The organism is Synechococcus sp. WH 5701 (genome assembly GCF_000153045.1).
GTDB lineage: Bacteria > Cyanobacteriota > Cyanobacteriia > PCC-6307 > Cyanobiaceae > Regnicoccus_A > Regnicoccus_A antarcticus.
Genome location: NZ_CH724160.1, coordinates 325,416 through 341,638, shown reverse-complemented (window position 1 = coordinate 341,638; position 16,223 = coordinate 325,416). Strand labels below are relative to the sequence as shown.

Genomic DNA, 16,223 nt, shown 5'->3' with positions numbered 1-16,223 from the left:
GACGGCGGAGCTCAGGGCTTGCTGGAGGGAGGCGCAGCGGGTGGCCCCGCCTGGATGTCCTTCATCACGTCGGCGGGCGAGGCCGCATTCACGATCGCGCGCTCCAGGATGTCGTCCATCCAGGCCAGGCGGGTTTCGATCCGGTCGGGGTCAGAGAAGCTGATCAGCTGCGCCCGGTCGAGGCTGTCCGCCAGGGCCGCGAACACAGCGGAGCTCTTGCTGGGAATCAGCACATTACGGTTCACCGGCAGGTTGCCCGGAGCGAACAGCATCAGTCGCTTCTGGTTGAGCCGATTGAGGGTGAAGAGCACGAACTCCTTGGCCAGCTCCCGCTGCCGTGGTGTGGAGTGCGTCCCGAAACTCCAGACCTTCAGCCGGGTGAGCCCCCGAGCCGGCTGGCCGGGGCTGCCCGGCAGCTGCGACACCCCCAGGGACGGGCCCATGCTCTTGCCGAGCCGTTCCAGCCAGAGGCTGTTGCAGCTGATCCAGTCGAGCTTGCCCTGCTCCAGCTGATGCACCAGATCCACCGCCTCTTCCGAGAACTCCACGTTCTGCTGGAGGTTGGCGTTGTTGAGCCAGTTCAGCCAGCGCAGCAGGTCCTGGCGATCGCTCGTGCTGATCACCAGCGTGCCGCCTCTCGGGCTGGGTGACTCCAGCAGCCGCTCCAGAGCCCCGTTGGCCTCCATGCCGCTGCTGGTCCAGTAGAGATCGCCAAGCCGCAGGGGCAGACCGACCTTCAGACCCTTGGCACTCAGGTTGATCAGATCCGTCAGATCGCGCGGTGGCTCGGGCACGCGCCGGCGGTTGTAGCAGGCCACCTCCGGCTGGGCCAGCAGCGGCACGGCCAGCAGCTGGCGGCCGAGGCGGAAATCGTTGAGGAAGCGGGGCTCGAGTTCTTCGAGCCGTTCGGGATCGAGCGTCACCGCTTCACTCAATCCCTGCTGATGCAGGCGCAGGGCGGTCACCACCCGGGTGACCATCAGGTCGGGGCCCAGCCCCCTGGAGGACCGGAAGGCGGTGGAGCTCAGGAAGGCATCGCTGGGGAGGTGACGGACATGGATGCTGACGCCGGGGTTCACCTGACGGAATTCGTCGATCAGCCTGCGGGCCCGCTGTTCGCTGTCACCCAGCTCCACCTGGGGGGTTCTGGTGGAATCGGTCTCGACGTACAGAAAGAGGCTGTCGGGTACGCCCCAGCCCTGACAGCCTCCGCAGAGCAGCATGGCGGCCAGGGCGGCCGGCAGGGATCGGGCCGCCCCACCGCCCGGCCAGCGGCGTCGGCCGATGGGGCTCCTGCCGGTCATGCGGCCTCGGCTGGCGCGGCCTGGCCCACCAGTTGCTCACTCACCTCCCAGAGGCGCTGGCGGATCTGGGGATCGAGGGCCGCTGGGGCGATGCGCACCTGGGTGGGCCCGCCGCGCATGCCCCCCCACTGATCGGGCCCGTAGTGCTCTCCGCCCCGAGCTTCGGGGGCCGTGGCGGCATAAAGCTGGGGCAGGGCCCCCATGGCGGCGCTCTGGAAGAGGGGATCCATCAATCGGTAGGCCAGGCTCTCGAAGCGGGAGCCGCTCGAGGCCACCGAGGCGGGCTGCAGGTTGGTGCGCGCCAGCCCGGGGTGGGCAGCCAGCGACGACACCGTGCTGCCGGCTGCCGCCAGCCGTTGCTGCAACTCAAGGGCGAAGGTCACATTGGCCAGCTTGCTCTGGCTGTAGGCCGCCCAGCGGTCGTAGCGCCGCTCCGACTGCAGGTCATCGAAGGCCAGCTTGCCGAAGTACTGGGCGCCGGAGGTCACCGTCACCACCCGGGCATCGGCGCGTCCCTCCATCAGGGGCAGCAGCGCTGTGGTGAGGGCGAAATGGCCCAGGTGGTTGGTGCCGAACTGCAGCTCGAAGCCATCGCGGGTGAGCTGCCGCGGCGGGCCCATCACACCGGCGTTGTTGAGCAGCAGATCGAGGCGGCCGTACTGCTCCTGCATCCAGCGGGCCCCGGCGCGCACGCTGGCCAGATCCGCCAGGTCGAGCTCGAGCACCTCCAGGCCGGCGACCGCGGCGGGCAGCAGCTCGGCGCGGGCCTCCTCCCCCCGGCGGCGGGAGCGGCAGGCGAGCACCACCGTGGCCCCATGGCTCGCCAGGGCCCGGGCGGACTCCAGCCCCAGCCCGCTGTTGGCGCCGGTGATCAGGGCGATCCGGCCACTCTGGTCGGGGATGGAGGCGGTGGTCCAGGTCATCGGGATGGCGATCAGCTCACAAAAGTCATCGTGTCGCGCGGGTTTCCATCACCGTGGGCCCCACCCAGAAGGTGCCTGGATCCTGCCGCGCCGCCGCCATCTCGGCCCGGGCCCGCTCGGCCTCCTGATGGCTCCACAGCCCCCGGCGGATCAGCTCCGGCCCGTAGATGGTCACGAAACACTCCAGCCAGCGCGCCACCCCGTCGCCGAGGCGCCCCACCACGGTGAGTGGCCGCAGCTCATCGATGCGGAAGCCCCGCTGGCTCAGCAGCGACGGCAGCCGCCGGTTCACGTCAGGATCGCCGCCGGCGGCCAGGAAGCTGGCGTGGGCGGCACGACCGAAGCTCGCCACCGCCTCGGTGCCTGGATGCAACGCGAAGCTGCTCCAGTGGATGTATTCGTGGACCACCAGCCGGGCGCCAGGTCGCAGCTGGGCGGCCAGTCCATCGAGCAGGGGGTCGAGTTCGCCGAGGAACATCAGCACCCAGCGGCACCACACCAGGTCGAACGACTCCTCTGGAAAGGCATCGCTCACCAGGTCGTGTTGACGCACCTCCAGCTGGCTCAGCCCCAGCCCCGCCCTGCGGGCGGCTTCGGCGTAGGCCGCACTCAGCTCCAGGCCCAGCACCCGGCCCTCGGGTCCCACCTCCCGGGCCAGCTCCAGGGCGACAAAGCCCGGGCCGGCCCCCAGATCCAGCACCCGCTCCCCAGGCTTCAACCCCGCCCGGTGCCAGGCTCGCCGAGCTTCCGGCAGCCAGAGCTCGTGCTGAAGCCGCAGCCGTTCAAGTTCGATCGGATCGGTGCCGAGCAGGTAGGTGTCGGTGGCCACCGGGGAACGGGCTGGGAGCTCAGGGCAGTGTGGCCCGGAGCTCAGTCTTCGCCGGGGAAGAGCAGCTCGGCCAGCTCGTCGGGGTCCACGTCGTAGACGCGAGCCAGGGAGGTTTCGATCGCCGAGGTCACCTCACCCGGCAGGAAGCGCATGGAGTTGAGCGCGTCCTCGGTGATGTCGTCGGTGAGCAGTTTCTCTTCACCGCCGAGCTTCTCGTCGTTGATCACCGCCATCACCCAGCTCTGGTAGGCGTAGACCAGATCGGAGAACTCGAGCTCCGGGTCGTTCAGATCCAGGGCCATGGGCGTGTCCTGTGCAAGCTCATGCAGTTTGCCCCCAAGGGCGGACCTGCGACGGTTCAGGGGCATCAGGGGACACTCCTGTGCGGAACTCCTGATCAGCTCCCGTGCTTGCGGCAGCCTGAGTTTCCCCTCGTCAGGCCCTTTCTGTGACCCCTGCCGGACCCGGCACCAGCTCAGCCCAGGCCACAGCGCTGCAGGCCGGCCTGTTCGACTTCGCCCTCGGCGAACTGGTGCGCCAGCACCGCACCAGCTTCCCGCCGCTGTGGACCACCGAGAGCTGGGCCAAGCTGATGATCTGGTTGGCGCTCAACTGCGGCGCTGACGGCAGCCGCGAGGGCCTCGAGGCGTTCGCCGGCGCGATCGGCCCTCACGCCACGGCCCGGATGCGGCGGCTGTTCTTCGAGCGGGAGCTGGAGGGGATCAACCTCAAGCTGATGGCGGATCCCGCCGAAGCCCAGGTGCTGGCGCTGCCCCTGGAACCTGCCGCAGGGGAAGGCGGACTGGCGGCCGCCAGCCTCGCTGAAGCCCTGGAGCAGGTGGGCCTGGCAGAGCAGGTGAGCACCGATCCGCGTAGCTGGGTCCGCCATGACTCTGCGGTGGCCATTCCCTGGTCGCGGCTGGCCTCGCCGGTCTGAACGTCAGGCGCGCCCGTTCCTACGGTGCCCGCCTCTGGGAGGCACCTGATGCGCCTGATCGGCACCTACCGAAATTCTGGCTATGAAGCCCTGGCCGATGCGGCCCTGGGTTTCTACGAGCGGCGGGCGGATCTGCGCCGCCCGGGGGTTGCCTTCGGCCACGATCCCTCCCAACCCGCCAAGGTCTCCACCGACATCAGCCTGGTCGCGATCGACCGCTCCGACCCCGAGGCCCACGGCCTGGCGGAAGTGATCCTGCGCGGCGTGTCGGCTGGGTTGCAGCGCTACTTGAGCGAGCGCCCGCTGCTGCTGGAGGTGTGCCCGGAGCGTTCTCTGTTCGTGAACCCGATCTTCAACCTGCAGCACTACGCGCCAGGCGAGGGATTCCGCAGCTGGCACTGTGACTGGACCACCAGCGAAGAGGCCACCGAACCGATCCGGCGCGTGCTCGCCTGGATCCTTTACCTCAACACCCTCCCCGATGGCGGCACCGAGTTCCACTGGCAGGAGCACCACGAGGAGGCCGAGCGGGGCAAGTTGCTGATCTTCCCGGCCAGCCCCTCCCACACCCACCGTGGGCGGGTCTCCGCCAGCCACGCCAAGACGATCGCCACCGGCTGGATCAATGCCGGCACCCTGGAGGCCTATGTCGCGCGGCTGGCAGCAGCCTGAGCCCACCGTCCCCTTTGAGAGCATGGGCTGACCTTCCCCAGCCCGCCGTGACCGAGGCCTCCGCTGCCCCCAGCCCCGACGGCGCCCTGCCCAAGACCTACGACCCGGCCGGCACCGAAGCCCGCTGGCAGGCGGCCTGGGAAGCGGCGGGTGCTTTTCATCCGGATCCGGAGGCTCTCGGCGAGCCCTTCAGCGTCGTGATCCCGCCGCCGAACGTGACCGGCAGCCTGCACATGGGCCACGGCTTCGAGACGGCCCTGATCGACACGATCGTGCGCTTCCAGCGCCTGCAGGGTAAGAACGTGCTCTGTCTGCCCGGCACCGACCACGCCTCGATCGCCGTGCAGACGATCCTGGAGAAGCAGATCAAGGCCGAGGGCGGCAGCAAGGACGACCTGGGCCGTGATGCCTTCCTGGAGCGCGCCTGGGCCTGGAAGGCAGGCAGCGGTGGCACGATCGTGGGCCAGCTGCGGCGGCTGGGCTACTCGGTGGACTGGAGCCGCGAGCGCTTCACCCTTGATCCCGGCCTCAACAAAGCCGTGGTGGAGGCCTTCGTGCGGCTGCACGAGCATGGGCTGATCTACCGGGGTGAGTACCTGGTGAACTGGTGCCCGGCCTCGGGATCGGCGGTGAGCGATCTGGAGGTGGAGATGAAGGAGCTCGACGGGCACCTCTGGCACTTCCGCTATCCGCTCAGCGGCGGTGCCGCCGCCGATGGCACCGACCATCTGGTGGTGGCCACCACGCGCCCGGAAACGATGCTGGGCGACACCGGCGTGGCGGTGCACCCCGACGACCCCCGTTATGCGGCACTGGTGGGCCGCACGCTGACGCTGCCGCTGGTGGGCCGTCAGATCCCGATCGTGGCCGACGGGCACGTGGATCCGGCCTTCGGCACGGGCTGCGTCAAGGTGACTCCCGCTCACGACCCCAACGACTTCGCCATCGGCACCCGCCACGGCCTGCCGCAGATCACGGTGATGGCCAAGGACGGCAGCATGAACGCCCAGGCAGGCCGCTTCGCCGGGCTGGATCGCTTCGAGGCGCGCCAGGCCGTGGTGGCGGCGATGGAGGCCGAAGGCTTCCTGGTGAAGGTGGAGCCCCACCGCCACAGCGTGCCGTTTTCGGATCGGGGCAAGGTGCCGGTGGAGCCGCTGCTCTCCACCCAGTGGTTCGCACGAGCCGAGCCCCTGGCCGCCCGCTGCCGCGAGGCCCTCGATCGGGGCGAGCCACGCTTCGTGCCGCAGCGCTGGGAGAAGGTCTACCGCGACTGGCTCACCGACATCCGCGACTGGTGCATCAGCCGCCAGCTCTGGTGGGGCCACCGCATCCCCGCCTGGTTCGTGGTGAGTGAAACCGGCGGCGTGATCACCGAGGCCACGCCCTATGTGGTGGCCCGTGATGACGCCGAGGCGCGCCGTAAGGCCGAGCAACAGTTCGGTGAGGGGTCCCGCGCCGCCGGCCGGGAGCTGCAGCTGGAGCAGGACCCCGACGTGCTCGACACCTGGTTCTCCAGCGGCCTCTGGCCCTTCTCCACCCTGGGCTGGCCCGATGAGAGCGCCGCCGATCTGGCCACCTGGTATCCCACCAGCGTGCTGGTGACCGGCTTCGACATCATCTTTTTCTGGGTGGCGCGGATGACGATGCTGGCCGGCGCCTTCACCGGCCGCATGCCCTTCGCCGACGTGATGATCCACGGCCTGGTGCGGGATGAAAACAACCGCAAGATGAGCAAGTCGGCCGGCAACGGCATCGACCCCCTGCCCCTGATCGAGCGCTACGGCGCCGATGCCCTGCGCTTCGCCCTGGTGCGCGAAGTGGCCGGCGCCGGCCAGGACATCCGCCTCGACTACGACCGCGCCAGCGGCAGCTCGGCCACGGTGGAGGCGGCCCGCAACTTCGCCAACAAGCTCTGGAACGCCACCCGCTTTGCCCTGCTCAACCTGGGCGGTGAAACCCCCGCCAGCCTGGGAGACCCCGATCCGGCGGCCCTGACCCTGGCCGACCGCTGGATCCTCTCGCGCCTGGCAAGGGTGAACCGCGAAACAGCCGAGCGCTACGGCAGCTACGGTCTGGGCGAGGCGGCTAAGGGGCTCTATGAGTTCGCCTGGAACGAGGTCTGCGACTGGACGATCGAGCTGCTCAAGCGGCGCCTCAATCCCCGCCCTGCCGCTGAAGGCGAGCCCCTCAGCAACGAAGCCCTGGCCGACCAGAGGGTTGCCCGCCAGGTGCTGGCCAAGGTGCTCGGTGAGCTGCTGGTGCTGCTGCATCCGCTGATGCCCCACCTGAGCGAGGAGCTCTGGCATGGGCTCACTGGCGCCCCCGAAGGCACCTTCCTGGCCCTGCAGCCCTGGCCCGCCGTGAACGAGGCCGCGCTGGATCAAGCCCTCGAGGCCCAGTTCGCCGAACTGATCGAGGCGATCCGGGTGGTGCGCAACCTGCGGGCGGTGGCCGGACTCAAGCCTTCCCAGAGCGCCCCGGTGGTGTTCCTCACCAGCCGGCCAGAGTTGGCGGCCGTGCTGCACGAGGGCAGCGGCGACATCACCGCCCTCACCCGGGCGGCTTCGGTGGAGGTGCGCGAGCCGGGGGGGGCGGCGAATGAACGCTGCCTCGCGGCCGTGAGCGGTGAGCTCCAGGTGCTGCTGCCGATCGAGGGCCTGGTCGACCTCGAGGCCCTGCGCGGCCGCCTGGAGAAGGACATCGCCAAGGCGGAGAAGGAGATCAAGGGCCTGGCCGGCCGCCTCGCCAACCCCAACTTCGCCGGCAAGGCGCCGCCGGAGGTGGTGGCCGAGTGCCGCGCCAACCTGGCCGAAGCCGAGGCCCAGGCGGCGCTGGCCCGGGGGCGGCTGGAGGGGTTGGGCTGAAGCGTGAATGGTCGTGATCTGAGGTGGACCCTTGCTCACGGCCGTTCAACGACGATGGCGGGCAAAGCCAGCTTCAATGCGCAGATCCTTGAAGGCCTCGGCCGCCAGGACTGAGCCCTGACGGTGAATCAGTTCTGGAGGTTTCAGAGCTTCCAGCCTGCTCTGGACTATGAATCAATGAAAGAAGCAACGTATCTGCTGGAATGCCAGACTTGCAGGTACGTTGCTTCAGGGTTAGTGTGGCCGTTAAGTCGTATGGCGGGATATCACCAGCTCCAGATTAGTTTCCGGTGGGCAATGGTATTTTTATGCCTTCCTTCGAGAGCATTTCCCGGACATGCTGGAAGCGTTCGTACTGGGTGAGTGTAATCGGGCCAGCATACCCCTCGCCCTGCATCTTGCGCGGTGGGTATTGCACATAGGTTTTCATCAACTCTTTGACCGCTTCGCCGATGGTGACCAACATCCAGGTCCTTTCCGTGTAGTTATTCATGAAGATGTCGTAGCGTTCTTGTGGATCTTGCCAAAGATCAAACAATTGCGGCACCACCGCGACGTAACTCTCTGCTCCCTTCCATCCCAGGTTGGAGTCTACGGCCAGACCTCCGGTCGTTCCACCATCGTCACCCCGTAGGTTAAACACGGCCTTGTAATTGTTTACACGTACGGCGCCTGGTGTCAGTTCGTTCTCGGTGAAGTAGAACCAGGATTTGCGCTCACATTTGCCGGTGCCAAGCAGCACCGGAGACATGTCATAGCTGTCAAAAGTTGTTGGTTGCCCCTCGCGATCCTTGGTGGGCAGGGATATCCCTGCAAGAGCTGCAAATGTGGCCATCAGATCGAGGCCGCCCACAATATCGTGGTTCTTGACGCCTGCTGCGATCTTCCCTGGCCACCAGGCAATGGCGGGGACGCGGTTGCCTCCCTCGCGGACGGTACCCTTCGTGCCTCGAAACGGGGTGTAGCCGGCGTCAGGATAGACATCCTGCCAAGCTCCGTTGTCCGTCGTCCAGAAGATCAACGTATCCTCTTCCAGGCCAAGCTCACGCACCTTGTCCATAATCGCCCCGACCCTGGCATCCAGCTCGACGATCGAGTCGGCGTACTTACTCTTCGAAGGTGATTGGTGGATGAAATCAGGGTGCGGCAGGTTGGGCTGGTGCACCTTCATGAAGTTGACGCTGAGAAAGAAGGGCTGGTCGCCCTTGGCAGCTTCATCAAGAAAGTCAGTCGCTGCTTTTTCGACATAGCCATCGAAGAAGGGAATCCCGACAACGCCTTGCTCAGGTGTATCGACGTACTGACCATTGATCTTGAAATCTTCCTTGGCCTCCTCACCTGCCTTACCAGACAGCGACCCTTTGGTCACCTTCTGGAACATGGTGCGTAGTTCTGGATCCATATCCGGGAACCAGGTGGGATCGGCATAGGTATAGGCATTCAGGTGATAGAGGCCGACATACTTCATCTCGTCATAGCCCTGGGCATTGGGCAGCGCGTAATCAGCCTCACCCAGGTGCCATTTGCCCGTGAAAAAAGTGCGGTAGTCGCCCTGTTTCAGCACGGAGGCCAGGGTCCATTCTGCTGCTGGCAGGCCGCCGCCCTGCCCCTGGAAGGCCACGGTGGTCATGCCGCTGCGGTTGGGGATGCGACCCGTGACCATGGCTGCCCGACCCGGAGTGCAACTCGGTTGGGCATAAAAGGAGAAGAAGGTCATGCCTTCAGCGGCCAGTCGATCGAAGTTTGGGGTTGGCATCCCGCGCCCTTCGCCGCCGCCGTATGGCCCAAGATCGCCATAGCCTGTGTCATCGGTCACAAGCAGAATGATGTTTGGCTTCTTGTTCGGCATTGGCCAGAGCCTCCAGAGAGTGGTGATGGATTGCCAGGAATCCAGATCAATGATAAATCCAATCACCTCTTTGCGGTTGTCTTGCGGGTCTGGCTATTCATTTCTCTTGATCCTGCTTGGCAGGGCTCTGCCCCAAATGCTCAAACGAGAAGATCTGTTTTCAGTCGATCTTCATGCTGATCACGATCGATCCCTGCTGCCTGGCATCATCGTGCCGCACGATCATCGCCAAGTTGGCTTCTCCCCCTGCCTTGGTGTATTCCAGCATCTGCCGATCATGGCGAAGGACGCGGCTACTCGGGAGGAGAGGGGCGATCGAGAAGCAACCCAGGTAAAGATCGGAGCCGGCCAACAGTTTCGGAGGGCTGCTCACCGAAGAGGTTGGCGTACTGCCGGGCGAAGTGCCCCGGGTTGAGAAAGCCCCATGCGGCGGCACGGGAGCCGATCGTCATCTGGCTTGGATCGGCCCCCAGCAGTTCCTGGCGGATGCCGTGCAGGCGATGAAGCCGCAGATAGGTCATCGGACCCATCCCCAGGTGCTCCCGGAATCCCTGAATCAGGCTCCGCCGGCTGGTGTGCACCTCTCGGCAGAGGCCCTCCAGGTGAATGGGCTGTCTGGGATGGGCTTCCATCCACCGCTGGGCCGCCTTCACCAGCTCGATCCGCGAAGGGGCCCGGGGCAGGCTGTCGCCGGCATGCCCGCCATGGATCAGGGCTTCCAGCATCAAAGGGATCAGATCGTTGCTCACCAGCTCGTCGAAACCAGCCACCTGTTGCAGGGTGGGATCGGTCTCGAGCGTCGAGAAGAGCTGGTGCAGGTAGCGCCGCAACCGCGCAAACCGGCCTGGATCCAGGGTGAGCCAGTTGCGGGGCAGGACCTGCTCCAGCACGGAGCAGCCGAGCCGGTCGGCCCGATGGAGGAACTCCTCCCGATGGATCAGCAGCAGGGCCATGTCGCACGGGCCAAAGGTGGTCAGATGGACCTCGCCGGCGCAGGAGAGCCCGAACAGGGCCCTGGGCAACAGCGGCTGGCCATGGCTGCGCATCAGGGCTGGCGAGGTCACATCGCCGTCCAGATCCCTGTCCAGATCCATCGCCACAATTTGGCTGCCACGCGGCTTGGGGCCGGCACAGTGAACCGACCTGTCGACCCGGATGCGCAGCAGCCGCAGCGGACCCAGCAGCAGGGGCAGCAAAGTTCCGCTCAGCTCACCCCCGGCGAGCTGAGTGATCTTCAGGGACAGGCCGAGGGCGTCCAGCCTGGCCTGCAGGCACTCGACGCTGTCAATGGTCAGCAGGGGAGGCATCTGAACAACGTCGCATCGTCTGCGGGTTTGTCTCTGACCATTCTGGCCTCAGCTGTGGGCGCCCCATGGGCGTTGATGCCAGGCATCACCGCATCAAAAGGCCTTCAGAGCTACTCGTTGAGCGGATTCACCTGGGGCTAACGCGCAAACGAGAAGATCTGTTTCCAGTCGTTCTTCATGCTGATCACCACCCATCCCTGCTGCTTGGCTTCGTCGTAGAGCTCCTGGGTGAAGGTGCCCACCTTGGTGTCCGGCAGCCCCTGGGCTGGGCCATAGGCATACTCCCTGCTGGCATCATCGTGCAGCACGATCATCGCCAGGTTGGCTTCTCCCCCTGCCTTGGCGTATTCGAGCATCTGCCGATCGCCGGTGGAATTCCCGAATGCCGCCGTGGGCCGGCGACCGATCATCAGATGGATGCCCTCGGGCTTACCAGCGTTGTTGTTGTCGAGCAGAAGCTTGGGTTCCTTGGTGAGAAAGGGCTTGCCCGTGCTGGTGTAGCCGTAGCGGGTGCTGCCGGCCGTGCCGATCACCTGTTCAGGGGGGATTCCATAGACCTCCTCCGCGTAGACACGCACAAAATCCTGGCCACCACCCGTGGCGATGTAGGTGCGATAGCCCTTCGCGCGCAGCAGCTTGAGCAGCTCCTGCATCGGCTGATAGGTGAGCTCGGTGTAGGGGCGTTTCCAGCGTGGATGTTTCGCCGTGGCGAGCCAACGTTTCACCTCTTGATTGAAGGTGTCAAGCGGCATTCCGGTGAGGGTGGCGGCTGCCAGTTTCTCAAGATCCGGCACCGTCAGGCTCTCCAGACTCGTTCTGTCACCGGACAGCCCAGAGAGCACGGTGGCGTAGGGTTTCTCCCGGGCCAGCTCAGGCTTGGCTTTCACCAGCTCAGGCACCCGTTCGAGGATGTACATCACTTGCGTGTACATCGGGTGTTCCACCCAGAGGGTGCCGTCCTGGTCGAAGGTGGCGATGCGCTTCTCTGCAGGAACGAATTCAGGACTGCTGGGATCGGTGGTCTGGGAGACAAAGGTGAGGATGCTGTCTTTTGCAGCCCCAGGGTTCCAGGAAGGCAGCGGATCCAGCGGCTTGGCAGAAACTCCTGGCAGGCCAAAGACAACGGCCAGCAGTGTGGCGCAGAGCAGCGTGCCCAGCGACTGAATGATGGTTCTGCGCCTCAGTGGCATCGTCGATGAATAGCTCATCGACCTTAAAGCCGTTGCAGATCCGAATCAGTCATAGACGTCAAGTGGATTCTGAGCCAGCCGAGGGGCTTTGCTGATCCGCCCTGAAGGTCTTCAGAATGCTGACGCCGGAGAGAATCAGATTGATGCCCACCAGCAGCCCGAGCAGGCTGAGGGAGTCGAAAGGCCAGTTGCTCCAGATCAGGATGCCAAGAATAATGCCCGCAATTCCATTGATCAGCAACAGCTTTCGATGCTCCTCTCTCCCCTCAAAGGCATGGATCACTTGGATGGCTCCCTGGATGAAGAAGAGAATGCCGATCACCAAGGTGAGATCCAGGATCGAGAAGACGGGATGGCGCAGGATCCAGAAGCCAACGATCAGATAGAAGATGCCTATCAGGATGGTCAGTAGATGCTGGCCAGTCTTTCCCTTGCTGAGCTGTACGCCATGGAACAGCTGCAGGAACCCCACCAGCAACAGCACGAAGCCGATCACGTTGAACGTGAAGATCGTGGCGAAGAGGGGATAAACAATGGCCAGCACCCCCAGCAGGATGATCAGGATCCCCATGGACCTTGACGTCTTCAAGCGCTGGGCCCAGGCGTGATCAGAGTCGCTCATGATGTTGCTCATGGTGTGGGTACTCCAGTTATTCGCTCGGATGGCCGGCTTCCTTGACTTTCGCCAAGATTGCGTCGAGGTTGTAGGTGGCAGGGGATTGAAGCGGTGGGTACGTCTTGTAGGACATCAACTGTTCTTCCCACAACTGCTGGCCGATCGGCAACATATTCCAGTCGTATTGGTAGGCCGTGACCGGACCGGCCAAGGCACCGCCAATGCTCATCGCGGTTTCCTGGGCGACGCCGACGGCCTGCTCAAAAGGATCGCGCTTGATGTTCTGAACCAGTGTCCAATGGAAGGGGATCAGGGGCATGATCCAGCCGTCGGCTCCTGGCTCAGACATGGTGTAGTACATCTTCCAGTTCTTGTACCTCACGGCTGATGGTGTGGCCCCGGAGTAATAGAAGAAATAATCTCTTGCCGACTTGTCAGACTTGGCTTCGAGATAGTCGCGCTGATTGACGCCATCCAGTGTGGTCTTGACGATGCCGGGATAGTTGCCGGCTTCGATCTGCTTCTTCAGGGCGTCTCCCTTGGCTCCCCCGCCGATATCCACCAGGGTCGGCACCCAGTCCAGGGCGGCGAACAGCTGGTCTTTCACGGTGCCCGGCTCGATATGGCCGGGCCAGCGGACCACCATCGGGGCCCGATACCCACCTTCGTAGGCTTCGCCCTTCTGGCCCTTGAAGGGGGTAACACCGCCGTCGGGGAAGGAGATCTTCTCGGCGCCGTTGTCGGTGGTGAAGACGATCAGCGTGTTGTCGAGCTGGCCCATGTCATCCAGCTTCTTGAGCACATAGCCGATGTTGTCATCCATCTGCTTCATGCCAGCTTCGTTGACTCCCCAATCCTTGCCGCCCTTTGTCGACACCATATCCATGTATTTGTCCGAGAGCACGGTGGTGACGTGCATCCGGGCCGGGTTGTACCAGACGAAGAACGGCTTGTTGGTTTTCTTGGGATCGTTGCGGTCGAGGAAGTCGATCACCTTGGCTGAGATCTCCTCGTCCACGGTCTTGGATCGCTCCAGGGTCAGCGGTCCCTCGTCCTTGCAGCTCTGGTTCTTTTCTGTGCCGTCGGACGACGTGCACCAGATCACCGGGCGGGGCGGGGTGAGGCAGGTTGTGGACTTGGGATCCACCGCACCGGCCACGGCAGGAAGCCCAGGTACAGGAGTGTTCTGGCAAGGGGGCGCATCGCCTGTTGCGTCGGCGAGCTGTTGATGTCGGGGAAGCTCACCTGCTGCATGGCATCGAGGTGATACAGGTAGCCCCAGTACTCCTCGAAACCGTGGGCCGTGGGCAGTGAGGCGGTGTGGTCACCCAGGTGATTCTTGCCGAATTCTCCCGTGGTGTAGCCCTGATCGCGAAGGAACTTAGCCAGTGCGGGCGTTCCTGGCTTGAGGTAAGTGGGGCTGCCGGGCAGCTGGGGCGGGATCATGCCGGTTCGCAGGGGGTACATGCCCGTGAAGAACGCATTGCGGCCCGAGGTGCAGCTCTGCATGGCCACGTAATCCATGAAGATCGCGCCCTCTTTGCCGATCCGGTCGATGTTGGGGGTTTCACCCACCATCAGGCCGCGGTGGTAGACCCCCGGCTGCATCCAGCCGATGTCATCGCCCATGATGAAGAGAATGTTGGGCTTGTTGGCGAATTTCTCGGTGGGCATGCCCATCGGCCGCGCCACTGGCTGACCGGTGGGCATCGCCGTGGGGTTCGCGGAGGCCTTGTTGAGGTCTGGGCCTTTCGCGCCGCAGGCCACCAGGGCAACACTCAAGAACAGCGCCAGCAGCAGGCTGGTCAGCCGACGGATCGTTGGTGCGAGTGGGGCCATGCGCCGAGCCTGGGACCTGAAGTGGGCCGCGACCCCTGACGGGAGCGCAGGTAAGAATCCATAGTTCCAAGAAATGGCGGGGAGGAGGCCGAGGAGCTGACTTTTTTGCCCGAATTGAGCAGGCGTGCCCAGCTGAGTCGCAACGACTACCCCTCAGTGGGGCTGGTGACCAGTCGAAAGCCGATATGGGACGTGCCTGTATCCGGTTCGAGGGCCTCCCGGGCCGCCGGGCGGTAACGGCTGCAATAGTTCTTCGCACAGAGGAAGGAACCACCCTTGATCACGTGCTTGGCGATGCCAGGCTCGCGGGGATCGAAGCTCAGCTCCTGCTCTGTCACAGCTGGATTGACATGATCGGCCATGCCCTGGTGGCCGGGTCGGTACCAGTCCTGCGTCCATTCCCAGACGTTGCCGGTCATGTCCTGGAGCCCGTAGCCGTTGGGCGGAAAGCTCCCAACCGGGGCTGTGCCGAAGTAGCCATCCTTCTCCTGGTTGTGGATGGGGAACTCCCCTTGCCAGGTGTTGGCCTTCTTCGCTGAATAGGTTTTCCCCCAGCTGAAGATCTGATCCTTGAGGCCGCCCCTGGCGGCGAATTCCCACTGGGCCTCGGTGGGAAGCTCTTTGCCGGCCCAGGCCGCATAGGCCTCGGCATCCCTGAAGGCGACCTGTACGACGGGATGGTTGGCCAGGCCTTCCAGATCGCTTTCGGGGCCCTGCGGATGCCGCCAGTTTGCCCCGGGAGTCCAGTGCCACCAGCTCAGGTAGGAGACCTCGGTGACCTTGGTTCCTGCAGGGGGCATGGCAAAGACCAGGGCACCCGGTGCCCGCTGATCCTCAGCCAGGTCGGGGTACTGATCCTTGGGGATCGGCCGTTCCGCGACGGTGACATAGCCCGTGTCCGTCACGAATGCATCGAACTCGGCATTGGTGACTTCATGGCGGTCGATGCAGAAACCCTCCACCGTCACCGCATCGGCTGAGAGCTCATCGGGGTAGTGATCATCCGACCCCATGCGGAACGTGCCGCCGGGGATCCATTCCATGCCTGCCTGGCAGGAAGGAGGGGCCTGCACGGCATCCGCCTCAAGCGGCTGAATCAGCAAACCCAGGATGAGAAGGGTCGTGGCCAGCAGGCGCAGGGGCATGAAGTCTCCGCCGGGGGGTGTATCCAAGAGCCTGAGAGTATGGACGAAAGCCTCTGACCATGGCTCCTTCGCCAACCTCCCCTCGCGTTTGAAGTGCTGCCCCTGGCCTTGGGGGCAGCCGTGAGCCCACTGCTGTTGGTGGGACAGGTGCTGACCCTCACCAGCCCAGGCTCCGGCCTGCGTCGAGGCTGGTGCTTTGCCTTCGGCTCGGCCCTGGTGGTGGTCGTCTGGGCGGTGCTGGGTCTGGCCACAGGAGCAGCCCTCCCGGCCAGAAGCTCAGGCCCCGACCCGGTTTCCGCTTGCCTGCATCTGGTGCTGGCGATCGTCCTGTTGGTGATCGGGATCGAGATCCTGCAGCGTCCCGCCCCCCAGAAGGTCGCCCCCACCGCGCCCGTTGCCCACCCCCTGCGCGGGTCTTTCCTGCTCGGACTGGGGCTCATGGCCGCCAATCTCACCTCTCTGGTTCTGTTCCTGCCGGCGATTCAGGATGTGGCCCGATCCGGCGCGTCAACCATCACCCAGGGGTTGATGGTGGGGCTGGTCAGCCTGATCACCTTGCTGCCCGCTCTGGGCCCATTGCTGGCCCTGGTGCTGGCGGGTTCATCCGGGCGGCGCCGTCTGGTGGCCCTCAGCAGCTGGAGTGAGCGGCATCAGCGCCAGATCAATGCGGCTCTCTGCTTCGGGTTCAGCATCTACCTCGCCATCAGCGGTCTTCTGAGGCTCTGAAGATGACCAGACCAACCCATGC

The 16,223-nt window shown here is 64.8% G+C and carries 15 protein-coding genes; 4 read left to right on the top strand and 11 right to left on the bottom strand.

Going from position 1 to position 16,223, the window contains the following annotated elements; translation table 11 throughout:
- Positions 1 to 11: 11 nt before the first annotated feature.
- Genes WH5701_RS15805 through WH5701_RS11760 form a run of 4 tightly spaced genes read right to left on the bottom strand, consistent with a single transcriptional unit; the run spans position 12 to position 3,358 of the window.
- Positions 12 to 1,304, bottom strand: coding sequence for a hypothetical protein (locus WH5701_RS15805; protein ID WP_006172618.1), 1,293 nt, complete (start codon positions 1,302 to 1,304; stop codon positions 12 to 14).
- The gene (locus WH5701_RS11770; protein ID WP_006172617.1) at positions 1,301 to 2,227 is read right to left on the bottom strand and encodes an oxidoreductase; all 927 of its coding nucleotides are present in this window, start codon (positions 2,225 to 2,227) and stop codon (positions 1,301 to 1,303) included. Before WH5701_RS11770 ends, WH5701_RS15805 begins: the two co-directional genes overlap by 4 nt.
- 25 nt (positions 2,228 to 2,252) lie before the next feature.
- Positions 2,253 to 3,056 (bottom strand): methyltransferase domain-containing protein, encoded by an 804-nt coding sequence (locus tag WH5701_RS11765; protein ID WP_006172616.1) that lies wholly within the window; start codon positions 3,054 to 3,056, stop codon positions 2,253 to 2,255.
- A 41-nt stretch (positions 3,057 to 3,097) separates the two neighbouring features.
- Entirely contained in the window at positions 3,098 to 3,358 is a 261-nt protein-coding gene (locus WH5701_RS11760) for a hypothetical protein (protein ID WP_037981045.1), read from the bottom strand.
- A gap of 146 nt (positions 3,359 to 3,504) precedes the next feature.
- On the opposite strand from WH5701_RS11760, the gene WH5701_RS11755 reads away from it, so the two are divergent.
- The 3 genes from WH5701_RS11755 to WH5701_RS11745 are packed head-to-tail and all read left to right on the top strand — an operon-like array spanning position 3,505 to position 7,529.
- Entirely contained in the window at positions 3,505 to 3,993 is a 489-nt protein-coding gene (locus tag WH5701_RS11755) for a hypothetical protein (protein ID WP_006172614.1), read from the top strand.
- A 48-nt stretch (positions 3,994 to 4,041) separates the two neighbouring features.
- Positions 4,042 to 4,665 carry a 2OG-Fe(II) oxygenase gene (locus WH5701_RS11750; RefSeq protein ID WP_006172613.1) on the top strand — a complete coding sequence of 208 codons (624 nt, stop codon included), beginning with the start codon at positions 4,042 to 4,044 and terminating at the stop codon, positions 4,663 to 4,665.
- A 47-nt stretch (positions 4,666 to 4,712) separates the two neighbouring features.
- A complete protein-coding gene (locus tag WH5701_RS11745; protein ID WP_006172612.1) occupies positions 4,713 to 7,529 on the top strand; it encodes a valine--tRNA ligase in 2,817 nt (938 codons plus the stop codon).
- A gap of 280 nt (positions 7,530 to 7,809) precedes the next feature.
- On the opposite strand, the gene WH5701_RS11740 is transcribed toward WH5701_RS11745, so the two are convergent.
- From WH5701_RS11740 to WH5701_RS11715, 7 genes are all read right to left on the bottom strand, one after another.
- Positions 7,810 to 9,378, bottom strand: a complete 1,569-nt coding sequence (locus WH5701_RS11740; protein ID WP_037981041.1) for an arylsulfatase — start codon at positions 9,376 to 9,378, stop codon at positions 7,810 to 7,812.
- A gap of 293 nt (positions 9,379 to 9,671) precedes the next feature.
- The gene (locus tag WH5701_RS11735; protein ID WP_006172608.1) at positions 9,672 to 10,685 is read right to left on the bottom strand and encodes a helix-turn-helix domain-containing protein; all 1,014 of its coding nucleotides are present in this window, start codon (positions 10,683 to 10,685) and stop codon (positions 9,672 to 9,674) included.
- Between the two features lie 137 nt (positions 10,686 to 10,822).
- The gene (locus WH5701_RS11730; protein WP_006172607.1) at positions 10,823 to 11,875 is read right to left on the bottom strand and encodes an HAD family phosphatase; all 1,053 of its coding nucleotides are present in this window, start codon (positions 11,873 to 11,875) and stop codon (positions 10,823 to 10,825) included.
- A 58-nt stretch (positions 11,876 to 11,933) separates the two neighbouring features.
- Positions 11,934 to 12,446, bottom strand: a complete 513-nt coding sequence (locus tag WH5701_RS11725) for an HdeD family acid-resistance protein (protein WP_006172606.1) — start codon at positions 12,444 to 12,446, stop codon at positions 11,934 to 11,936.
- A gap of 79 nt (positions 12,447 to 12,525) precedes the next feature.
- A complete protein-coding gene (locus WH5701_RS11720) occupies positions 12,526 to 13,638 on the bottom strand; it encodes a sulfatase-like hydrolase/transferase (RefSeq protein ID WP_232201887.1) in 1,113 nt (370 codons plus the stop codon).
- Positions 13,593 to 14,330, bottom strand: coding sequence for a sulfatase-like hydrolase/transferase (locus tag WH5701_RS18070; protein WP_006172604.1), 738 nt, complete (start codon positions 14,328 to 14,330; stop codon positions 13,593 to 13,595). Before WH5701_RS18070 ends, WH5701_RS11720 begins: the two co-directional genes overlap by 46 nt.
- Positions 14,331 to 14,476: 146 nt before the next feature.
- The gene (locus WH5701_RS11715) at positions 14,477 to 15,475 is read right to left on the bottom strand and encodes a formylglycine-generating enzyme family protein (RefSeq protein WP_006172603.1); all 999 of its coding nucleotides are present in this window, start codon (positions 15,473 to 15,475) and stop codon (positions 14,477 to 14,479) included.
- Positions 15,476 to 15,568: 93 nt separating this feature from the next.
- On the opposite strand from WH5701_RS11715, the gene WH5701_RS11710 reads away from it, so the two are divergent.
- Entirely contained in the window at positions 15,569 to 16,201 is a 633-nt protein-coding gene (locus WH5701_RS11710) for a GAP family protein (RefSeq protein WP_006172602.1), read from the top strand.
- The last annotated feature ends 22 nt before the right edge of the window (positions 16,202 to 16,223 follow it).